The organism is Novosphingobium sp. PC22D (assembly GCF_002556635.1).
Taxonomy (GTDB): Bacteria; Pseudomonadota; Alphaproteobacteria; order Sphingomonadales; family Sphingomonadaceae; genus Novosphingobium.
The window spans coordinates 1-20,454 of the sequence record NZ_MWMO01000001.1 but is presented as its reverse complement, the minus strand read 5'-3'; the positions used below and the strand labels follow the sequence as shown (position 1 = coordinate 20,454).

The window sequence follows — 20,454 nt, the reverse complement described above, 5'->3', positions numbered from 1 at the left end:
GATGATCCGCTTTTAAAAGGTGAAGTCGGCGGCGAGGCCGACGGTGCGCGGCTGCAGCGGCGTGATCGCCAGATAGGATGGAACGTTGAGGCCGTCGGCCGTCAGCGATCGCGACAATTCGCCCTTGTCGTTGAACAGGTTGCGGACATAGGCGCGCAGCGTCCAATGCCCGTCGAAGGTCACGCCGGCATTGGCTTCGACCGAGGTATAGGGCTTGGCCTTCGCGACCAGCGGATCGCTCTCCACCAGCGAGAAGCGGCTGCTGGAATGATGGACGCCGATCCCGAGCGCGAGCGTGTCGCCGCTGCCGATGTCGGCCGTGTAATCGACTCGCGCCGACCCGCTGAACTTGGGGACATTGGGCAGGCGATCGCCGTCCAAGCCGCTGATCTCGGGAACGTCCTCGGTCAGCGTCGCGTCGGTATAGGCGGCGTTGAAGCCGAAGCGGAGTCCGGCCATCGGCGTGACCGTCATCGCGCCCTCGACTCCCTTGCTCGTCGCTGTTCCGCCATTGGCGAGCCCGCTGATCCCGCCAAAGGCGCGCGTGACCTGGATGTCCTCCCAGTCCATGTAGAAGCCGGCGATGTCGAGCGTGACCATGCCCTGGGCCAGCACGCCCTTGAACCCCACTTCGTAGTTGGTGACCTTGTCCGAATCGACGCTGGGTGGAACGCCCTCCACGATCACGTTCGGCCCGCCGGGACGATAGCCGGTGGCGACACGGGCATAGAACATCGCATCGTCGCCGAGGAAGACCTGCGGGCTGACGCTGAACGTCACCACGTCCTCGCTCGACGTGCCGGGATCATCGGCGGGGGGCACGATCGCGCCAGAGCTGATCTGGCGGAAGTCCTGTTCGTTGCGCGCCCAGCGCAGGCCGCCCGTGATCGCGAACATCTCGTTGAAATGCACGGTGGCATTGCCGAAAACGGCATATTCCTCGTACGTCGCGGGCAGCGAGACGACCGCGAGCGGATCGAGCGGCGCGATCAGGTTGCCGGCCATGTCGTATGCGTGGACGATCTGGTCCTGCGTGCTGTCCTCATGCGTGTAGAAGCCGCCGACGAGCCATTCGAACGATCCGCCGCCCGACGAGGCGAGGCGGATTTCCTCGGTCCATTTCTTGAGCGACACCGAATTGGGATAGGGCGTGATGCCCGGCTCGATCGCGCCGCCGGTCAGCAGCGGGAAAAGCGTGCCGAAGACCAGGCTGGCGTCGCGCGTCTGATCGATGTCGCGCCGGCTGTACGTTGTCGTCGAGGTGAGCGAGGCGCCGCCGAAGTCGTAGTCGAGCGATGCCGCATAGTAATCGAGGCTCGATACGAAAGGTTCGGCGACATAGTTGTTGTACGACCGGCCATTGCCCAGCCGGGCGCCGGTCAGATCGGCCGCGATCTGGCCGTTGCTGTCGGCATCGGTGCTTTGCCAGATGCCGCTCAGCATGATCGTCAGGCTGTCGGTCGGCTCGTAGAGCAGGCTCGCGCGGCCGCCGCGCTGTTCATAGCGGTTCTGGTCGGAAAGATCGGGATTGTTGACGCTGTCGACCCAGCCGGGCGACGTGCGCCATGCGAAGCTGCCGGTGACGCCCAGTTTCCCGGTCGCCAGCGGCGCGTTGAACATGACCTGTCCCGCCCAGCCCGGATCGCCCGCGCCGTCGATCGCGAAGACCTCCGCCCCGCCGCGCACGCCGAATTGGTCGAGGCTCGGCTTGACGGTGACATACTTGACGAGTCCGCCGATCGAACTGGCGCCGTAAAGCGTCCCCTGCGGACCGCGCAGCACTTCGACGCGCGCAATGTCATAGGGCAGCAGATCGAGCGACATTTCGGTCGCCCGCGCATAGAGGCTGCTCGACCCGACCGGCGCATCGTCGATGTAGAAGCCGACCGCCGCTGCGCTGGTCGTCGCCGAGATGCCGCGCAGCGTCACCGTCGCGAGTCCCGGCGTGCCGCCGCTGTTGACTTCCATGCCCGGCACGAACGACGCATAGTCCGTCAGCGACGACGCGCCCCGAAGCTGCAGCGCCTCACCCTCGATCACGCTGATCGACAGCGGAACGTCGAGCAGGCTTTCCTCGCGCTTCTGTGCGGTGACGACGATTTCCTGATTCTGATTGATCGCGCGCGGCGCGTTGGCCGCGTCCTGCGCCACTGCCGGCATGGCGGTGCCGATCAGCGGCAACGCGGTCCAGGCGAGTAACCGATGCTTCTTCATTGCGCGTGTCCCCATGTCTTGCCAGCGGATATCGCCCGCACCTTGCGCACGAACCCGGCCGCCCCCTTTGCCTTCGCGAAGTCTCGCCTTCGGTCCGCCGGTCGTCACCCGCGCCCGAACGGTGGGCAAAAGGCTTCGATCCCGGAGATGCGATGCTTCTCGAGCCGCCTCAGGACCTCTGCCCCATGGCGCCGACTCTCCCGCAACACTTATCTCAGATAGGAGATTATTGTCCTAATCAGAGAACTGTCAACCCCGTTAGAAAATTGAGCGGCTCAACGCGGAAACCCCCATATTTGGGAGGGGCAGTGAATGTTTCCGGCCTGATAGCGAACGCCCGGATCGCGATCGCGGGCGAGAAACGTCGGCCCGTCGAGGTCGACCACCTTGCAGAGCTGGCCGAGCAGATAGGAAGGCGCCATAGCCAGGCTCGACCCCATCATGTTGCCGACCATCACGTCGAGCCCCAGTTCGCGGGCGCGCCGGGCGATCGCGATTCCCTCGGTCAGCCCTCCGCACTTGTCGAGCTTGATATTGACCATGTCGAACCGGCCGACGAGCGCGTCGGTCTCGGCGAGCGAGAGCGCGCTTTCGTCGGCAGCGACGGGAATGGCGCGCTCGATGCCGTCCAGGCCCGCCTCCGCGCCGCGCGCAAGCGGCTGTTCGAGCAGCGCGACGCCATGGCGCTCGAGCGTCGCGAACAACGCCGGCAGCGCGCCGGCGGAATACCCCTGATTGGCATCGACACCGATCCAGCAATCGGGCCGGGCGGCACGCACCGCCTCCACGCGCGCGGCATCGAGCGCCGCTTCGCCGGTCAGCTTGAGCTTGAGCGTCGTCGCATCGGCCAGCGCCGCCGCCGCATCGGCCATGCGCCCGGGCTCGTCCGCGCCGATGGTCAGCGTGGTGCGCAAGGGTTTCGGTTCGGGCAACCCGGCGAGTTGCCACACCGGCCGGCCGCTCTGCTGCGCCTCCAGATCCCAAAGCGCGCAATCGAGCGCGTTGCGTCCGCCGCAGGGCGGCAGCAATTTCTGCAGAGCGCTGCGGTCGGCACCCGCTTCGATGGCCTCGCGCGCCCGTTCGATCGCCCCGGTCATCGCGGCGACGTCGTCCTTCAGATAATAGGCTCCGGCAGCCTCGCCCCGCCCGCGATCCGCGCCTTGTGAGATCTCGGCCACCACCACCGCGGTTTCGGTGAAGACATGGCCGGTGATCCGGAAAGGCTGCGCATAGGGGAAATGCTCCACACGGACTTCGAGCGTCCTTCGCTTGGTCATCGGCCCGGCCTCAATACCGCGTGCCGAAGTCGATCAGGTGATAGGCGAAGCCGACATAGAGCAGCAGCAAGGCCGAGAGCACGAGCAGCACGCTCCACAGCCTGGCGCCCCACTTGCGGCCACCGGTCCACACCGTCCAGCCATACCAGCCCGCCAGTCCGACGAGACCGAGCAACGCGATCGGCGTCAGGATCTGGAGCAGGTACAGCGCCCAGTCATAAGTGCCGCCCAGTGCGTTGAGATCCGACATCATCGCCGTCACCAGCGCTATCCAGCCGAGCATCGCTGCGAGTGCGAGCCAGGCGAAGCCGCGGCTGAGGCGATAGGAAAGGCGCGCGGGCCCTTCCAGCGTCAGCGCGACGCCGTAACGCCGCCGCGCGACCGCCGCCCAGGGCCAGGCGATCGCGGTAATCGCCACGATCCCGAGCGCCAGCATCAACGCGGGGAGCAGCCATGCCGCGTTATACTGCCAGGGCGCGCGCATGAGCACGGTGAAGGGCGAGAACATGTCCGTGCTGAAGCGTGTGACCTTGCCGCCGTTCACTTCGGCAGCGAGGCGCTCGCCCGTCGAGCGATCGAGCCAGACGAAGGGTTCGACCTCCTCCCAGTCGCGCGGCTGATCCGCGAGGCTCGGCACACCGGGAATCACCAGCTTGCCGTCGCCATCGACGCTCACCGTCGTCTGGCCGAGCAGATCGAGGATGCTCAGGAAGTTGCGCACCGGGCCGCGGCTGCTCGAGTAATTGCCCGCCATCATCGCCGCATGTTCGCGCGCGGTGGCCTCGTCGACCTGACCCCTGGGCTCGGGCCCGGGCAGATAGCGATCGGCGAACTGGTGGAACAGCGCCCCGCGCACCGCGAGCGAGCTGCCCGGCGTGCCCTGACTGTTCATCGAGAAGAAGATGCCGATCTTCTCTTCGGGAAACAGCCATAGATAGGAATGGAAATTGTCGGTATCGCCGCCATGGGCGATGGCACGATGCCCGTTGACCCACTGTTCGTAGAAACCCAGCGCCATCGTGTCGAGGTGATCGATCCCCGGCGCACGGTAATCGTGCATCATCGCGGCTGTCCGCGGCGACATCAGCGGGCCGCCGCCGTTGAGGTGGGCGATCATGAACTTCGCCATGTCCGCACCGGTCGAGGCCAGGCTGCCGGCCGGCGCGGGATAGACGATTTCGTAGGGCTTGGCAGGCTTGGTCGCCAGTTCATACCCCTTGGACATCATCGGCGCGAGCGTTCGGGGCAGCGGCTGGCGGAAGCTGGAGTCCGCCATGCCGAGCGGCGCGAAGATCTTCTGCTCGACATAGTCGTCGAACGGCATTCCCGACCGTCGCTGGACGATGTAGCCCGCAAGCGCCGTGGCATAGTTGGAATAGGCCGGCGTCGTGCCGGGCGCGAAGACCCGCTCGGGACGACCCTCGCGGACATAGTCGTCGAGCGACATGACCGTGGCGGGATCATCGCCGATCAAGTGGCGCAGGCTTTCCTCGAAGCCTGCCGTGTGCGTCATGATCTGGCGCATCGTGATCGGCTTGCCGTCGTAGGACGGAATCTCGAAATCGAGATAGGCGTTCACATCGGCGTCGAGATCGATCTTGCCCTGCTCCACCAGTTGCATAACGGCGGTCCAGGTGAACAGCTTCGACACCGATCCGGGACGGAACAGGGTCGATTGGGGCGAAACCGGCTTGCGCTTGGCGACATCGGCGTAGCCGTAGCCGCGCTCGAACAGCACTTCGTTGCCACGCACGACCGTCACGACGGCGCCCGCGATGTCACCGCGTGCCAGCGCGTAGGGTACCAGCCCGTCGAGCCAGGCGGAAAGGTCGTCCGCCGTCAGCGCATGCCCGCCCCCGGGGGTAGGCGCAGCTGCCACCGCGGCGCTCGATTCGGTTTCAACTTTCGGCTGCGGCGCGGGCCCCTGCGCCACCAGCGGCGCGAACGCCAGCAAAGCCGCGAGACCCAGAAACTTTCGCACTAGTCGCATCGCCAATCCCCTGTATCGACTTGTCGCAGTTGCGCTCGATGGCAGTTGGGCCTAACCTGATCTGACACAGGATTAGCCTGATGAGGACATAATGATCCTATTTGGAAAATTGTCAAACTGGCTTTCACGGCGGGAGCGGGAAGAATGAGCAGCGATCAGCCGACGCTGGGCGCGGTGCTCCGTGGAATCCGCGCCGAACGCGGTTGGACGCTCAAGGAAATGAGCGCGCAGAGCGGCATTCCCGTCTCGACTCTGTCGAAAGTCGAGCATGATCGGCTGACGCTGACTTATGACAAGCTCCAGCAGCTCAGCCGCCGCCTCAATATGCGCATGTCGGATCTGTTCGCCGAGGATCGGCAGGCGGACCCGCCCCCGGTCACCGCGCGGCGCAGCATCGGCAGCCTCGACAAGGCGTTCCGCGTCGAGACGGACAATTATGACTATCACTATCTGTGCACGGATCTGCGCAGGAAGCGCATGATTCCGATCCTAACCCGCATCCGCGCGCGCAGCACCGAGGAATTCGGCGACCTGGTGCGCCATCATGGCGAGGAGCTGATCTACGTGATCGAAGGACGTATCGTGGCGCACACCGAATTCTACGACAGCGTCGAACTGGGGCCGGGCGAATCGATCTATATCGATTCCACCATGGGCCACGCCTATCTCGTCGCGCCGGGATGCGAGGAGGCGCTGGTGCTGGGCGTGTGCTCGAGCGCCGACGAGGGGCTGATGGATTCGCTGATGAGCCTGCACGGCGAGGTCGCCGCCTGATCTGCCGGCGATCCGGGCTTCGGCGGGACGAAGCGGGGGCCGCCGCACCGCCATACCCTTAGAACCGCGCGGCACGCTCTGGTCCGAGCGAGGCCGGAGGCCGCAATGTACATTGCCTGGCCTCGAGCAGGTGGAAGGCGTTGCCGCAAACGAGCAGGTTGACCTCTGGCCTCGTCCCGACCGGACGCCATTTCGTCACAGGTTGACCGGAAGGGCCGGAACAAATCGCCTGCGCCGGATTCCTATATAGACCCGTAGCGCGGAATGAACCGGCTGATCGGCGCCGGATTTCTTGCGATCACAAGCTTGGCTTGAGAACTCGACACGAAAGGCAATGCAGACAATGGTGAAGGCCCTCGCGCTCAATTGCACGCTCAAGACGGACCCTTCGAGTAGTTCATCGACCGACGCCATGCTGGCGGTAATCGCGAACGCGTTCCGCCAGCGTAATGTCGAGGTCACCGACCCCGTCCGCGTGGCGGCGCTGAACATCAAGCCGGGTGTCACCTCCGATGAAGGCGATGGCGATGACTGGCCGGCTTTGCGAACCCAGATCCTGGAGCACGACATCCTGATTCTGGGCGGGCCGATCTGGATGGGCCAGATCAGCAGCATCGCCAAGCGCGTGCTCGAACGCATGGACGCGTTCCTTTCCGAGACCGACGAGCAAGGACGGATGCCCAGCTACGGCAAAGTCGCCGTCGCCGCGATCGTCGGGAACGAAGACGGCGCGCATTTCTCCTGCGCGCAGATATTCCAGGCGCTCAACGACGTCGGCTGGACTATTCCCGCCGTCGGCGCCTGTTATTGGGTCGGCGAGGCCATGGGATCGACCGACTTCAAGGATCTTGACGGTACTCCCAAGATAGTGACGCAGACCGCGAAGATGATGGCTGGCAATGCCGCGCATCTGGCGGGGCTGCTCACCAAAAACAATTATCCCGGATGAAGCCGGCGTCGGATCGGCGGACCGACAAGCCTGCTTCGCTTGCGCTCACCGAAGCGCACGATCTGCGAACCGGAAGCGTGCCATGGCGCGAGGCGGAATGGCATGTTCCGCACTGTAACCCCTTTCCTTCCGCGCGCGTCGATGTCGCGATCCTGGGATGCGGGATCGTCGGTTCCGTCCTCGCCGAACGTCTGATCGATGAAGGAAAGCAGATCGCGATGTTCGACCGGCGTCCGCCCGGCTCCGGCAGCACGGCTGCCTCCACCGCCCAGGTCATGTGGGCAATGGACGTGCCGATGATCCATCTCGCGCGGACCATCGGCGAGGCGAATGCCGCCCGGCGATGGCGGCGTGTCTACCAATCCGTCCGGACGCTCGGCAAGCGGATCGATTCTCTCGGTTTGGCCGAAGCGCGCAGCGAATGCCCGACCGTCTACCTCGCGAGCAATGTGCTCGACGAAGCCGGGCTGGCGGAAGAAGCACGGATGCACCGCCGGCATGGTCTGCCGTCCGAATTCCTGGCAGCGGAGGATGTCGCGCGGCGCTTCGGGATCGCGCCGCGGGCAGCGATCGTTTCGCAAGGCGGGTTCGATATCGAACCGGTCCGCGTTTGCCACGCAATGCTGGACCGCGTGCAGAAGGCAGGCGCGAGCCTGACCTGGCCTGTCGATGTCGTGGCGCTGCATCCCGTCGATGACGGGATCATTGTCGAGGTTGGCGACGGACGACGGTGCCATGCAGGCGACGTCATTCTGGCGACCGGCTATGAGCGACCGGCGCTATTCCTGCCGCCGGCCTTCCGCCTGCACGCGACCTTCGCAATCGCGACGCCGGCGGGGACCGCCCCGCTCTGGCGCGAAGGCGCGATGATCTGGGAGGCGGCCGACCCCTATCTCTACGTTCGCACCGACCGGCTGGGCCGGATCATAGCGGGCGGCGAGGATATCGATCTTGCCGAGGGAGGGGGCCGCGACGGTCTGATCGGCGCAAAGGCCGGACGAATCGCCGCGAAACTGGAGGCCTTGCTGGGCACCGGCCCCATCACTGTCGAGCGAAAATGGGCGGCAACCTTCGGGTCATCGCCTGACGGCCTGCCCGCCATCGGACCAGCAACCGGCATGCCGCATCTCTGGCTTGCCGCCGCGTTCGGCGGCAACGGCATCGCCTTCGCGAGCCTGGGGGCCGATATACTGACGCGGGAACTCAACGGCAGCGAGGACGCCGACCGTGACGGCTTCAGCCCCTACCGTTTTCAGTGAAGCAGAAGCGCGTGCCTGGGCAGCGACGATGGCTTGCTGAGCCGACGAAGCCACCGTCGAGCGGCCGTCAGCCGCCCGCTGGAACGCACCTCGTTCATTTCGAAGGGCGTGGCAGGAGGCGGCGGACGAAACGATCGCGGCTTGCGGGCGCGGCGCAACAAGCGATTGCGCCTACAGGTTGAGGCTTGCCATTTGCGGGATGGCATAGCGCGTTCCCTCGGCCGCGCCGGGCGGCAGGATCGCGTCGATCCGTGCAAGGTCGTCCTTGATCAGGGTCACATCCAGCGCGCCGAGATTGTCCTTGAGATAGGTGCGCCGCTTCGTCCCTGGGATCGGCACGATGTCTTCGCCCTGCGCCAGCACCCAGGCGAGCGCAAGTTGCGCGGGGGTGCAGCGCTTGGCCGCGGCCATCGTCTCGATCTCGCTCACGAGCGCGAGGTTCTTCGCGAAAGCCTCGCCCTGGAAGCGCGGCGAACTGCGGCGATAGTCGTCGGCGGGAATATCCTCGGGCGACTTGAACTGACCTGTCAGGAAGCCGCGGCCCAGCGGGCTGTAGGGCACGAAGCCGATGCCGAGCTCGCGCACCGTTGGCAGGATCTCCGCTTCCGGATCGCGGCTCCACAGCGAATATTCGGTCTGCAGCGCGCTGATCGGATGTGTGGCATGCGCGCGCCGGATGGTGTCCGGAGCGGCTTCAGACAGGCCGAGATACCGGACCTTGCCCGCCTGGACGAGTTGCGCCATCGCGCCGACCGTCTCCTCGATCGGCACCTCGGGATCGACGCGGTGCTGATAATAGAGGTCGATCACCTCGATCCCGAGCCGCTTCAGGCTCGCGTCGCAGGCCTGGCAAACATAGTCGGGCCGACCGTTGACGCCCTTGAAACTGCCGTCCTCGCCACGGACGTTCCCGAACTTGGTGGCGACGACCACCCGGTCACGCCGCTCGCGCACCACACGGCCGACCAGCTCTTCGTTGGCGCCGACGCCGTACATGTCCGCCGTGTCGAGGAAGGTCAGCCCGCTATCGAGTGCAAGATTGAGCGTGGCAATCGATTCCGCCTCGTCGCGGCCGGCGTAGAATTCGGACATACCCATGCATCCGAGCCCGAGTGCCGATACTTCGAGCCCCTGGGACCCAAGTTTGCGCATTTTCATCATGTCGTTCCTCTTTCGGTGCGGCAGTGTGTCGATGCTGCCGTCTGAGTGCTGTTCACGTGGAGATTTCGCGGTGCAGTTCAGAACTGCTCGCCGACCATTTCCTCGCTCTTCGCCCACAGGTCTCGGGCTCGGTCGGGGTCAACCGCGTAGGGCCGCACGCCCGGCAGAACGCCTTGGCCGGGGGACACATCGGCGACGTGGCAGTCCTCGCAATAGCGTCCGCCGACCGCGTCCGCCTGTGCGACCACGCCTGTCCAGACCGAGGTCGCCGCGCCCTGTGGGATGGTTTTCCACTTGAAGGACGGGCCTTCCCCCGCCGCGTCCATTTGCTGAACAAGCGCGTCCATCTCTTCCTGCGACATGTGCCGGCCCAGCTCGGTGTTGATGCCGCCGGGATGGACGGAGGTCGCGCGGACGCCACGGTCGCGATGGCGCCGGTCGAACTCGACCGCGAACAGCGCGTTCGCGGTCTTGGCCCGGCCATAGGCGACCCAGCGGTCGTACGGCGTCCGCTCGAAATTGGGATCGTCGAGATCGACATCGGCAATGCCGTGCCCGGCAGAGGAAAGGCTCACCACTCGTCCGCCGTCGCGCAGCAGCGAGGCGATGCGATTGACGAACGAAGTGGCCGAGGTGGTTGGTGCCGAACTGGGTCTCGAAACCGTCGGCGGTCCTGCCCTGCGGCGCGGCCATCACGCCCGCGTTGGCGATGATCAGGTCAAAGGCTCGGCCGTCCGCCACCAGGGCGTCGGCACAAGCGCGCACGCTGGCAAGATCCGCCAGGTCGAGCTCCACCAGCTCGAACGCGCCCTGCACCACGCCATCCGTCGCACGCCGTGCCTTGTCGAGATCGCGCGCGGCGCCGACCACCGCCGCGCCGTGCGCCGCCAGCGCTCGTGCCGTCTCGACACCCAGGCCAGCCGAAACACCGGTCACCAGCACGCGCTTGCCGGTCAGGTCCACGCCGTCGAGCACTTCATCCGTCGTGGTTTCCGCGCCAAACTGTTCCGTCATATTCGTCTCCATTCCGTGAAATGCTGATGCAGCCGTTGATACGCGATGTGGTCGGCCATGCGCCGGCACGCGCGCCCGATCCTCGCGAATTCTTGCCTGATCGTCTCAAACGATGCTCGGATCGGCACGAGGCTCTTGCGATTGAACAGTCGGTGATCGAGAGCATCGCGCATGCAGGAACGACTCCGTTTGCTTCGCGAACGCGCCGTACGACACGCGCGTGCGGATCGCACCTCGGCGCTTCCCCGTGTCCAGATCCACGTGCAGCAAGCCGCCAGCATGCCCACGCTAACTCTCTACCAGCCGATCCTGGTGGTCGTGCTCCAAGGTGCCAAGGAAGTGATGATCGGCGACCGCCGGCTTCGCTACGACACCGCAAGCTACTTCGTCGGCTCGATCGACCTGCCTGCGGCCGGCTGCGTCATCGATGGCAGTGAGGACAAGCCTTACATCGCCGTATCGCTGACGCTCGATCTCGATTGCCTGACCGGTCTGCTTGGCGACGAACCCGACGTGTCCGGCTCCCAGACCTCTGGCTTTGCGGTCAGCGCCATGACGCCGGAACTGCTCGACGCCTGGTCCCGCATGCTGGCGCTCATCGACACGCCGGGCGACATCGCCGCCCTGGCGCCGCTGATCGAGCGCGAGATGCTCTATCGGGTGTTGCATGGCCCGCAAGGCGGACTGCTGCGGCAGGCGGCGCGCCAAGGCAGCCGTCTCAGCCAAGTGCGCCAGGCTATCGGCTGGCTGCGCGAGCATTTCGACCAGCCGGTGCGGGTCGATGCGCTGGCCGCTATCGCCGGCATGAGCGTCGCCTCCTTTCATCGCCATTTCCGCGCCGCGACCGCGATGACGCCGCTGCAGTACCAGAAGGCCTTGCGCCTGCAGGAGGCAAGACGCCTGCTTGTCGCCGATCACGACGCGGCGCGCGTCGCATTCGCGGTTGGTTACGAAAGCGCGTCGCAGTTCAGCCGCGAATATTCGCGCATGTTCGGGCTTCCTCCGGCTCGCGATGCAGGACGGCTTCGCCATCTCGCCGCGGTCGAGTCGCTCGCCTAGCTGCGCGGCGCGCGATCTTCGGCAGGTCGGGATCGGGGCGTCGCTTCAGGCTTCAGCCCTCCTCGGGGGCCCATACCGTGTGCGAATCGATGCGTATCTTGAGGATCGCGCGCAGCGCCTGGCCGCGGGCGAGAATCTCGGCGCGGCGGGCCTCGATCTCCTGGCGGCGGACATAGAGCATGTCGGCCATGTCGATTGCTCCGAGCCGATAGCCACTGTCGGATCGCCGCGAAGCGGAGGAGGCGGCCGCGACCGCGCGAACCGCTGATTGCCATGCGGTCATGCGTGCACCCACGGCGACGGCATCGCCCCGCGCGGTTTCCTCCACTTCGCGGCGGACACGCGCCTCATCGAACCGCGCGGCACCGGCCTGTGCCCGCGCCTGGTCGGCGGCGGAGCGGCGATATCCGCCGCCAAGCGGAAGCGAGAAGACCAGCCCCGCGCCGCGTTCGGCGCCGCTGCGCTCGCTGAACAGCCGCACGCCGACCGAGGGATCAGCGATGCGGTCGCGCTCGGTGCGCATCGCGACCGCATCGAGCCGCTCGGCATCGCGTGCCGCGGCGCCGATCTCGTGGCTGCGGGCGATCACCAGTTCGCGCAGCGCGTCGATGCTTTCCGGCGGCAGTTCGGGTACGGCCATCGGCGGGGCCTGCGGGGGCAGCGGCAGGCCGGGAAAGGCACTCGCGAGCGCGACGCGCGCCTGCGCCTCGGCCGCGCGCGAATCCGCCAGCCGCGTTTCGGCGAGCGCGAGTGCGGATGCGACCTGGTCGACATCGAGCCACGACGCGTCGCGGACATCGGCCCTGTCGCGGATCGCGCCCAACTCGCTGCCGTAATTGGCGACCGCCTCTGTATCCAGCCGCACCAGCGCACTTGCGACCAGCCAGTCATGCCAGCGGTTGGAGAGCATCAGCGCGGCCTGATGGCGCGCATCCTCCCGCACATTTTCGGCGACTTCGATGCCGAGTTCGCCGGTGCGCCGGTCGAGCCGCGCCTTGCCGGGCAGGCGGAAGGCGCGGCTTACGGTGCCGTCGAATTCGTCGAACCCGCCTTCGCGATCGACGCTGCGGCGCAGATAGCTGCCGCTCACCGTCACTTCATGGGGGCCGCGGCGGAGCATCCCGGCTTCTGCGCGCGCCGCCTCGACACGCTGTGCGGCAGCCTCCACCGAAGGGTGGCTGTCGAGCGCTTCGGCAATGGCCGGTTCGGGCGGCAGATCGGCGCGCTGCGCCAGGGCAGGCGCGGCGGTGCACAGCAGCGCGGCGAGAACAAGGGGGTGTTTCATTCGATTCTCCCGCTGGCGAGCGCCGCGACGGCATGCCAGCGCATCGGCAGGCGACGCCGCGCGGTGCGCGCCGCATCGAGCGCCGCATCAACCCGGTCCTGCGGGACAAGCAGTTGCAACAGGCTACGGCGCAATTCGCCCGACACCTGCTCGGCGGTGTCGGCATCGCCGAAGTCATGGCCGTGCACGGCTTCGCCGATTTCGTGCACGGCAACGCCGGTCGCGTCGCGCAGCGCGCGGGCGATCATGGTGGCGTCGGACGGCGCGCAGTGAATGGTGAGCAGCACGTCAGCCATCGACCAGTTCCTCCTCACGCTCTTCGCGGCCTTCACCGAAGCGTTCGTAGAGGATCGGCAGCAGGATAAGCGTCAGCAGCGTCGAGGTGATCAGTCCGCCGATCACCACCACCGCGAGCGGTCGTTGGATTTCCGATCCCGGCCCGGTGGCAAAAAGCAACGGCACCAGCCCGAACGCCGTGATCGTCGCGGTCATCATCACCGGACGCAGCCGCCGCTCGGCGCCGAGCCGCACGGTTTCGGCAAGCGGCACGCCTTCGGCGCGCAGTTGCCGGAAATAAGCGACCAGCACGAGCCCGTTGAGCACCGCGATGCCGAGCAAAGCGATGAAACCCACGGAAGCAGGCACCGAGAGATATTCCCCGGAGAACCAGAGCGCGACGATGCCGCCGACCATCGCGAAGGGAATGTTGGCGAGGATCAGGATCGATGCGCGCAGCGAGCGCAAGGTCGCGAACAGCACGAAGAAGATCAGCAGCAGTGCAACCGGGATCACCAGCATCAGCCGCGCCGAGGCGCGCTGCTGGTTCTCGAACTGACCGCCCCAGACGAGCCGGTATCCGGCGGGCAGCGTCACCTTCGCCGCCACCGCCGCTTGCGCCTCGTCGACATAGCCGACCAGATCGCGCCCGGAGACGAAGGCTTGCACCAGCGCATAGCGCGAGCCGTTTTCGTGATCGAGCTTCACCGGACCTTCGACGCGCTCGATTTGCGCCATGTCACTGGCGCGCGCCGTCACGCCGGCGGGGGTGCGCACCATCACATCGGTAAAGCGCACCGGATCGCTGCGCAGCGCTTCGTCGCCACGAATGACGATCGGCACGCGCTTCTGTCCTTCGGCGACGATGCCGGCATGGACGCCCTCGACCTGCGACCTCATCGCATCCTGCAGCATGTCGACCGGCATGCCGTAGCGCCCGGCGGCGGCACGATCGATGCGGAGCTGGAGATAATCGACCTGATCGTTGGCGACGGTCATCACTTCCGCCGCACCCGGCACGCCCTGCAGCACGCCCTGGATCTGTCCGGCGAGATCGGCGAGCGTAACGGTGTCCGGCCCGAAAATCTTGACCGCCAGATCGCCCCGCGCGCCGGTGAGCATTTCCGAAACGCGCATCTCGATCGGCTGGGTGATGGTCGGTTCGATGCCCGGCACGTTCTCCATCGCGGCGCGCATGTCGGCGATGATCAGATCCTTGTCGCCGCGCCATTCCTCGCGCGGCTTGAGCTTCACGAAGTTGTCGGCTTCGTTGAGGCCCATCGGATCGAGCCCCAGTTCGTCCGAACCCACGCGGGTAATCATGCTTTCGATTTCGGGGACCTTCGCCATCACCGCGCGCTGAACGGCGAGGTCGCCCGCGACCGAGTGATCGAGGCCGATCGTCGGCAGCTTGGTCGTCTGCAGGATCACCGATCCTTCGTCCATCGTCGGCATGAACGTCTTGCCGACACCGCCGTAGGCGAGCACCGCGAGCACCAGCCCGAGGAAGGACAGGCCGTAGACGAGCGGCTTGCGCGCAAAGGCGCCATGGAGCAGCGCGCGATAGCGCGGCGCCATTTGCCGCATGATCCAAGGATCGCCATGATGCCCGCGCAGGCCGAAGGACGAGAGCACCGGCACGAGCGTGAGCGCGAGCAGCAGCGATCCGGCGAGCGCGAAGACGATGGTCAGCGCCACCGGCGCGAACAGCTTGCCTTCGAGCCCTTGCAACGAGAGCAGCGGCAGGAACACCAGCGCGATGATGACGATCCCTGCCGACACCGGCACGATCACGTCGCTGGTCGCGCGAAACACCTTGTTGAGGCGCGGATGGCTGCCCTCCGCCTCATGGCTCAGCCGCTCGACGATATTCTCGACCACCACCACCGCGCCGTCGACCAGCATCCCGATCGCGATGGCGAGCCCGCCGAGACTCATCAGATTGGCCGAGAGCCCCATTCCCTTCATGAAGAGGAAGGTGATCAGCGCCGCCATCGGCAGCGTGACCGCGACGATCGCCGCCGCGCGCCAGTCGCCGAGGAAGAGGATCAGCAGGATCACTACCAGCACGGTGGCTTCGAGCAGCGCTTCCTCGACGGTGCCGACGGCGCGGGTGATGAGGTCGGAGCGGTCGTAGAAGACCGACAGGGTCGTGCCCCGAGGCAGCGTCTTTTCGAGTTCGGCGATGCGCTCGCGCACGCCCTCGACCACCTTGCGCGCATCGGCGCCGCGCAGTGCGATCACCAGCCCCTCCACCGCCTCGCCCTTGCCGTCCTTGGTCACGGCGCCGTAGCGGGTCAGGCTGCCGGTGGTGACGGTGGCGAGATCGCCGACGCGGACGATCCCTGCGGGACGGCTGGCGACGACCACCGAGTCGAGGTCACCGGTCGACCGGATCGCGCCGACCGCACGGACGATCAGCGCCTCCTCGCCCGTGGAAAGGCGTCCAGCGCCGTCGTTGCGATTGCCGCTTTCGATCGCGTCGCGCAGATCGGAAATGCTGACACCGGCCTGCGCCATCGCGGCGAAATCGGGACGGACTTCGAAGGTCCGCACCGCGCCGCCCAGCGCATTGACGTCCGCCACGCCGGGCACGGTGCGCAGCGCCGGACGGATCGTCCAGTCGAGCAACGTGCGCTTTTCCTGCAGGCTGAGCGGCCCTTCGATGGTGAACATATGGACTTCGGACAGCGGCGTGGAGATCGGCGCGAGCCCGCCCGCGACCGATGCCGGCAAGTCGCCTGTCACGCCCGACAGGCGCTCTGCGACTTGCTGGCGCGCCCAGTAGATGTCTGTACCTTCGTTGAAATCGATGGTGATGTCGGCGATCGCATATTTCGCCGTCGAGCGCAGGATCGCCTGATCGGGCAGCCCCAGCATTTCCATCTCGATCGGCGTGATGACGCGCGTTTCGACTTCCTCTGGCGTCATGCCCGGCGCCTTCAGGATGATCTTGACCTGGGTAGGCGCGATATCGGGATAGGCATCGACCGGCAGGGTGGAAAAGGCCCAGGCGCCGAGCCCGGCGACGACCGCCGCCAGCGCCAGTACGAGCAGGCGGTATGAGAGCGCGGCGGCGACGAGCGAACGCAGCATCGGCTTACTGCGCGAGCACGAGCGCCTTGATCTCGCTCGTTCCGCGTTTCACCACCTGATCGCCCGGATTCAGTCCCGAAAGCACCAGCGCCATGTCGTCGGCGCTGCCCTCGCCGAGCTGTACTCTGCGTATCGCGACACCGTCGCGCGTGCGCACGAACACCGTGTCCGCGCCGTTGAGTGGCGTGACCGCCGAAGCGGGCACCGTCACCGCGCCCGACGGCGCCGGGCCGAGCACGGTCACCGTCACGGTGCCGCCCGAAATCACGCCCGGCCCGGCGGGCATGCGCGCCTTGAGCAGCAGCGAACGGGTTTCCGGATCGATCGTGGTGCCGACCGAGGATACCGTGCCGGTCACGTCGCCCAGCCGCACCTGCATGCCGGGATGGACGCGTCCGGCGAGCCGCTCGGGCAGTTGCGCATTGACTTCATAGGCACCCGCCGCGTCGATCACGAACGGAGCGCCGCCGCCGTCCAGCCGGTCGCCGGTGGTCGCGCTAACGCTGGTGACGCGCCCCGCTATCGGGGCGAGCAGCCGATAGCCGCCATCACTGCCCGAAGCGCCCGCCAGCGCCAGGATGCGGCGCTTCTCGGCAACATCCGCCTCGGCTTCGCGCAGTGAAGCGCGTGCTTCCTCGGCGCGCGCTCCGGCGATCACGCCGGCGTCGCTGAGCTGGTCGAGCCGCTGCGCTGTGGAGCGCGCTATGCCGAGCCGAGCCCGGGCGCGAACCAGGTCGGAATGGAGCGACAGGATTTCGGGGCTGCGGACGATAGCGAGCGGCTGGCCTTTGCGGACGGCGGCACCTTCGACGACATAGCTGTGCTCGATCACGCCGCCGAACAGCGCCGTCACCGCGACGCGGGCGTTGGCGGGCGGTTCGACCGTGCCGTTCAGCGTTGCGACCGGCGCCTGTTCGGCTGCCTTGGCAGCGGCCCATTCGAGCCCGATCGCACGCGCCTGATCCACCGGGAGTTCAAGCGTTTCGGGCAAGGCTGCTGGCTCGGCAGTCGCCGATTCCGCGGGCGGCGGGCTCACATCAGGGCTTGCGAGAAACCACCACCCCCCGGCGGCAATGGCCGCGACAAGGGTTGCACCGCCGATCCAACGAGTTCGCTGCTGAGCCATGCCGGATGCCTAGGCCGGCCAAGCTGACGACCGCCTGACGGTCCGGCTATTTCGTATCCGGGGCGAATTGCAGCCGCACCACCCTGTGCTCCGGTTCGGCCGTGACGCTGCCGCCATGCGCGGCCATGATCCGCGCGACGATCGCCAGTCCCAGCCCGGCACCGTCCACACTGGCATGATCGCCGCGACGGTGACGGCGGACAAGCTGGTCGAGCTGCTCCCGGCTCAGCCCCTCGCCTTCGTCGCACACCGCGATCGTCGCGTCCGGCCCGACGCGCAGCGTCACCGTGCCGCCAGCCGGTGTTACGCGCAGCGCATTCTCGATCAGGTTGCGCAGCGCGGCGGCGAGGGCCTCGCGCCGGCCCCGCACGCACTGCGCGGCCTTGCCTTCGACGGCGATCAACCGATCCTGAGAGACCGCGAGCGGCGCAAGCCGCCCGGCGACGTCGGCGGCGAGTTCGGCGAGATCGATCGGCGTTTGCGGCATCTGCGCCGCATTGTCCGCATCGATCTGGGCGAGCAGCATCAACTGGTCGACCAGCCGCCGCATATGGGCGATGTCACGCCGCAGCGGCGCGGCGGTGTCAGGATCGAGCCGGTCCATTTCGAGCGCGAGCAGCGTCAGCGGCGTGCGCAGTTCATGCGCGACGTCGGCGGCGAACGCCTCCTGATCGCCTGCCGCCCGGTCGAGCCGGGCGAGCAGCGCATTGACCGAATCCGCGAAGGGAACGGCTTCGAGCGGCAATTGCCCGGTTTCGATGCGAAAGCCGCGCGCCATTTCGGGAGCGGCATCGACTCGTTCGGCGGCATCGGCCAACGGCGCCAGCGACCGCCGGATCACCCAGCGCGCGGCGAGCGTCATCGGCACGATCAGCACCAGCACCGGCATCAGCACATGTTCCGACAATTCGTGGATCACGCGCGGCAGCGCCTCACGGTCGAAGAAGGTCGAGAAGGTCATGCCATATTCGATTGCGACGAAGAGGAAGAGCAGCAGCGTCCCGACGAGCCCGACAAGGGCAAGCCCCTGGGTGAGCTGGCGGGAAATGGAGGAGCGCCGCATCAGGCCGGGTCCTGTAGCAGATATCCCACTCCGCGCACCGTATGCAGCATGTCGGCCGCACCGCCCTCCGCCAGTCTGCGGCGCAGGCGCGACACCACTGCCTCGACCGCGTTGGGAGTTACCGTCTCGTCGAAACTGTAGAGCGCGTCCTCGATCGCCTCGCGGCGCACCACCGTGCCCGCGCGGCGCATCAGCAGCTCGAGCAGATTGGCCTCGCGCCGCGACAGTTCCAGCGCGTTGCCGGCGACCGCCGCCATGCGACTGCCCGGGTCGAAGCTCAATGCACCGACTTCGAGTATGGCGGGCGCGCGCGGTCCGGGGCGGCGCAGCAATGCACGGACCCGCGCGGCGAGTTCGTCCAGGTCGAAGGGTTTGACGACGTAGTCATCGCCACCGGCATCGAGCCCGGCAACGCGATCTTCCAGCGCATCGCGCGCGGTCAGGATCAGCGCGGGCGGCAGATCGCGCCTGCGCCGTTCGGCGCGCAGCCATTCCAGCCCGTCGCCATCGGGCATGCCGAGATCGAGGATCAGCAAGTCGAACAACGCCACGTCGAGCGAATCCGATGCCAGCGCCAGCGTTTGCGCGATATCGCAGGAAAGCCCGCGCCGCTGCAGCCCCTCCGCCGTCAGCCGGGCGAGCCGCGCATTATCCTCGATGATCAGCACTCGCATGCGAATGATCCGGGCTTTCCCTCTCAAGAAGGCGAACCTGCTGCATTAGGATGACCGAACGCTGACACAAGCCGCATTCCGAGATCGCGGCGCGAACGCAGCAGGTGCCTCCTGCCGCGTGAAGAAGTCGTGGAGGTGCGAAGAATCGGCTGTCCTCCCGGCGCCGACACCGTCAATCCGCCCGGAGACGTACAACGCAGCCCCGATCTGCGTATCAGGAGGCGCATCCACGATCGGTCGCGCCGCAGCCGATCGGGCAACCATCAAATATCGATGCAGACTTTTCCGAAAAGCTCACCGGCTTGCTGATAGCGGAACGCCTCCGCAAGCGAGGCGATTGGAAACGTCCGGTCGACGACCGGCCGGATGCCCGAGGTTTCAATGGCGGCCACCATCTCCATCTGGTCGCGCCGGCTCCCGACGGTGACTGCCTGCAGACGCAGTCGCTTGGCCTGCACGATCGCGAAAGGCATGGTGTCGACGTCAAACCCCGCAACCGCGCCGACGATCGCGATGTGCGCCCCGGTTCGGGCTGCAATCGTTGACTGCGGCATGGTGTTGGGGCCGCCCACCTCGACAATGTGATCGGCGCCCACACCGCCGGTTAGTTCGAGAATGGCCTTCCCCCAGTCTTCGACCTCGCGATAGTTTATCGTCTCGTCAGCCCCCATCGCTTTCAGACGATCGAGCTTGGACGACGTCGAGGAGAGCGCGATGACGCGAGCGCCCGCGGCCTTCGCGAACTGGACGGCGAACAGGGAAACGCCGCCGGAGCCGATGGTGACGACGCTCGCGCCCGGCTTGACCCGACCGTCGGTGATCAGCGCACGCCAGGCCGTGACCCCCGCGCAAGGCAGAGTGGCCGCCTCGGAGTGCGAAAGCCCGCGCGGCGCGCGCGTGAAGTGCGTTGCGGGCCTGGTCGCGAATTCGCAGGCGAAGCCGTCGGCAGGCCCGCCCGGAGAATTGTCCAACTGCGACTTCTCGATATGGCCGTCGAGCCACTTGGGGTGGAACGTGCTGATGACATGATCGCCGACCGCGAAAGCATCCACGCCTGCCCCCGTCTCGACGACTTCGCAGGACGCGTCGGACAGCGGGACGATGCCGTCGAACGTCGGGAAGAAACCGTTCACGACAAGGCCGTCGCGAAAGTTGAGCGAGTCGTCCGTGAACAATGCGATTTTGGCTCTGGGACGGCGCAGGGCCATTCGCGGCGGGCTGTGGCGAGCTGTTGTGG

16 protein-coding genes and 1 pseudogene are annotated in these 20,454 nt (G+C 66.7%); 4 read left to right on the top strand and 13 right to left on the bottom strand.

Annotation, left to right across the window (positions count from 1 at the left end):
* Positions 1 to 12: 12 nt before the first annotated feature.
* From B2G71_RS00080 to B2G71_RS00070, 3 genes are all read right to left on the bottom strand, one after another.
* Complete coding sequence (locus tag B2G71_RS00080) at positions 13 to 2,214, bottom strand: TonB-dependent receptor (RefSeq protein ID WP_168176200.1); 2,202 nt, start codon at positions 2,212 to 2,214, stop codon at positions 13 to 15.
* 275 nt (positions 2,215 to 2,489) lie between these two features.
* On the bottom strand, positions 2,490 to 3,491 hold the full coding sequence (locus B2G71_RS00075) for a dipeptide epimerase (protein WP_098103745.1): 1,002 nt from the start codon (positions 3,489 to 3,491) through the stop codon (positions 2,490 to 2,492).
* 10 nt (positions 3,492 to 3,501) lie between these two features.
* The gene (locus tag B2G71_RS00070; RefSeq protein WP_098103744.1) at positions 3,502 to 5,481 is read right to left on the bottom strand and encodes a serine hydrolase domain-containing protein; all 1,980 of its coding nucleotides are present in this window, start codon (positions 5,479 to 5,481) and stop codon (positions 3,502 to 3,504) included.
* A 144-nt stretch (positions 5,482 to 5,625) separates the two neighbouring features.
* On the opposite strand from B2G71_RS00070, the gene B2G71_RS00065 reads away from it, so the two are divergent.
* The 3 genes from B2G71_RS00065 (at position 5,626) to B2G71_RS00055 (ending at position 8,463) form a co-directional block, all read left to right on the top strand.
* Positions 5,626 to 6,255 (top strand): XRE family transcriptional regulator, encoded by a 630-nt coding sequence (locus B2G71_RS00065; RefSeq protein WP_098103743.1) that lies wholly within the window; start codon positions 5,626 to 5,628, stop codon positions 6,253 to 6,255.
* A gap of 343 nt (positions 6,256 to 6,598) precedes the next feature.
* Positions 6,599 to 7,204, top strand: a complete 606-nt coding sequence (locus B2G71_RS00060) for an NAD(P)H-dependent oxidoreductase (RefSeq protein WP_098103742.1) — start codon at positions 6,599 to 6,601, stop codon at positions 7,202 to 7,204.
* Complete coding sequence (locus B2G71_RS00055) at positions 7,201 to 8,463, top strand: FAD-binding oxidoreductase (RefSeq protein ID WP_098103741.1); 1,263 nt, start codon at positions 7,201 to 7,203, stop codon at positions 8,461 to 8,463. Before B2G71_RS00060 ends, B2G71_RS00055 begins: the two co-directional genes overlap by 4 nt.
* A 171-nt stretch (positions 8,464 to 8,634) precedes the next feature.
* Here the strand turns inward: B2G71_RS00055 and B2G71_RS00050 are convergent, their stop codons facing one another.
* The 3 genes and pseudogenes from B2G71_RS00050 to B2G71_RS24785 all read right to left on the bottom strand — a co-directional run.
* The gene (locus B2G71_RS00050) at positions 8,635 to 9,621 is read right to left on the bottom strand and encodes an aldo/keto reductase (RefSeq protein WP_098104360.1); all 987 of its coding nucleotides are present in this window, start codon (positions 9,619 to 9,621) and stop codon (positions 8,635 to 8,637) included.
* Between the two features lie 80 nt (positions 9,622 to 9,701).
* Positions 9,702 to 10,199 carry a hypothetical protein gene (locus tag B2G71_RS24790; protein WP_346426925.1) on the bottom strand — a complete coding sequence of 166 codons (498 nt, stop codon included), beginning with the start codon at positions 10,197 to 10,199 and terminating at the stop codon, positions 9,702 to 9,704.
* A 100-nt stretch (positions 10,200 to 10,299) separates the two neighbouring features.
* Positions 10,300 to 10,638, bottom strand: a pseudogene (locus B2G71_RS24785) (SDR family NAD(P)-dependent oxidoreductase); the annotation flags it as partial.
* A 171-nt stretch (positions 10,639 to 10,809) separates the two neighbouring features.
* Here B2G71_RS24785 and B2G71_RS00040 point away from each other — a divergent pair.
* Positions 10,810 to 11,697 carry an AraC family transcriptional regulator gene (locus B2G71_RS00040; RefSeq protein ID WP_098103740.1) on the top strand — a complete coding sequence of 296 codons (888 nt, stop codon included), beginning with the start codon at positions 10,810 to 10,812 and terminating at the stop codon, positions 11,695 to 11,697.
* 52 nt (positions 11,698 to 11,749) lie between these two features.
* On the opposite strand, the gene B2G71_RS00035 is transcribed toward B2G71_RS00040, so the two are convergent.
* The 7 genes from B2G71_RS00035 to B2G71_RS00005 all read right to left on the bottom strand — a co-directional run.
* Complete coding sequence (locus B2G71_RS00035) at positions 11,750 to 12,982, bottom strand: TolC family protein (RefSeq protein WP_098103739.1); 1,233 nt, start codon at positions 12,980 to 12,982, stop codon at positions 11,750 to 11,752.
* Positions 12,979 to 13,278: a DUF3240 family protein gene (locus B2G71_RS00030; RefSeq protein ID WP_098103738.1), complete on the bottom strand. Its 300-nt coding sequence runs from the start codon at positions 13,276 to 13,278 to the stop codon at positions 12,979 to 12,981. The genes B2G71_RS00035 and B2G71_RS00030 overlap by 4 nt, the downstream gene beginning before the upstream one ends.
* The gene (locus B2G71_RS00025; RefSeq protein ID WP_098103737.1) at positions 13,271 to 16,354 is read right to left on the bottom strand and encodes a CusA/CzcA family heavy metal efflux RND transporter; all 3,084 of its coding nucleotides are present in this window, start codon (positions 16,352 to 16,354) and stop codon (positions 13,271 to 13,273) included. Before B2G71_RS00025 ends, B2G71_RS00030 begins: the two co-directional genes overlap by 8 nt.
* Positions 16,355 to 16,358: 4 nt before the next feature.
* Positions 16,359 to 17,321 carry an efflux RND transporter periplasmic adaptor subunit gene (locus B2G71_RS00020; protein WP_240529929.1) on the bottom strand — a complete coding sequence of 321 codons (963 nt, stop codon included), beginning with the start codon at positions 17,319 to 17,321 and terminating at the stop codon, positions 16,359 to 16,361.
* Between the two features lie 205 nt (positions 17,322 to 17,526).
* Positions 17,527 to 18,543 (bottom strand): HAMP domain-containing sensor histidine kinase, encoded by a 1,017-nt coding sequence (locus tag B2G71_RS00015; RefSeq protein WP_346426920.1) that lies wholly within the window; start codon positions 18,541 to 18,543, stop codon positions 17,527 to 17,529.
* A complete protein-coding gene (locus B2G71_RS00010; protein WP_098103734.1) occupies positions 18,543 to 19,217 on the bottom strand; it encodes a response regulator transcription factor in 675 nt (224 codons plus the stop codon). The genes B2G71_RS00015 and B2G71_RS00010 overlap by 1 nt, the downstream gene beginning before the upstream one ends.
* Before the next feature lie 263 nt (positions 19,218 to 19,480).
* Positions 19,481 to 20,454 (bottom strand): NAD(P)-dependent alcohol dehydrogenase (locus tag B2G71_RS00005; RefSeq protein ID WP_206049216.1); only part of this gene is annotated, 974 nt, incomplete at its 5' end.

Coding starts and splice junctions, on each gene's coding strand:
- B2G71_RS00080 (WP_168176200.1), bottom strand. CDS start 2,214: ATGAAGAAGCATCGGTTACTCGCCTGGACCGCGTTGCCGCTGATCGGC.
- B2G71_RS00075 (WP_098103745.1), bottom strand. CDS start 3,491: ATGACCAAGCGAAGGACGCTCGAAGTCCGTGTGGAGCATTTCCCCTAT.
- B2G71_RS00070 (WP_098103744.1), bottom strand. CDS start 5,481: ATGCGACTAGTGCGAAAGTTTCTGGGTCTCGCGGCTTTGCTGGCGTTC.
- B2G71_RS00065 (WP_098103743.1), top strand. CDS start 5,626: ATGAGCAGCGATCAGCCGACGCTGGGCGCGGTGCTCCGTGGAATCCGC.
- B2G71_RS00060 (WP_098103742.1), top strand. CDS start 6,599: ATGGTGAAGGCCCTCGCGCTCAATTGCACGCTCAAGACGGACCCTTCG.
- B2G71_RS00055 (WP_098103741.1), top strand. CDS start 7,201: ATGAAGCCGGCGTCGGATCGGCGGACCGACAAGCCTGCTTCGCTTGCG.
- B2G71_RS00050 (WP_098104360.1), bottom strand. CDS start 9,621: ATGAAAATGCGCAAACTTGGGTCCCAGGGGCTCGAAGTATCGGCACTC.
- B2G71_RS00040 (WP_098103740.1), top strand. CDS start 10,810: ATGCAGGAACGACTCCGTTTGCTTCGCGAACGCGCCGTACGACACGCG.
- B2G71_RS00035 (WP_098103739.1), bottom strand. CDS start 12,982: ATGAAACACCCCCTTGTTCTCGCCGCGCTGCTGTGCACCGCCGCGCCT.
- B2G71_RS00030 (WP_098103738.1), bottom strand. CDS start 13,278: ATGGCTGACGTGCTGCTCACCATTCACTGCGCGCCGTCCGACGCCACC.
- B2G71_RS00025 (WP_098103737.1), bottom strand. CDS start 16,354: ATGCTGCGTTCGCTCGTCGCCGCCGCGCTCTCATACCGCCTGCTCGTA.
- B2G71_RS00015 (WP_346426920.1), bottom strand. CDS start 18,543: ATGCGGCGCTCCTCCATTTCCCGCCAGCTCACCCAGGGGCTTGCCCTT.
- B2G71_RS00010 (WP_098103734.1), bottom strand. CDS start 19,217: ATGCGAGTGCTGATCATCGAGGATAATGCGCGGCTCGCCCGGCTGACG.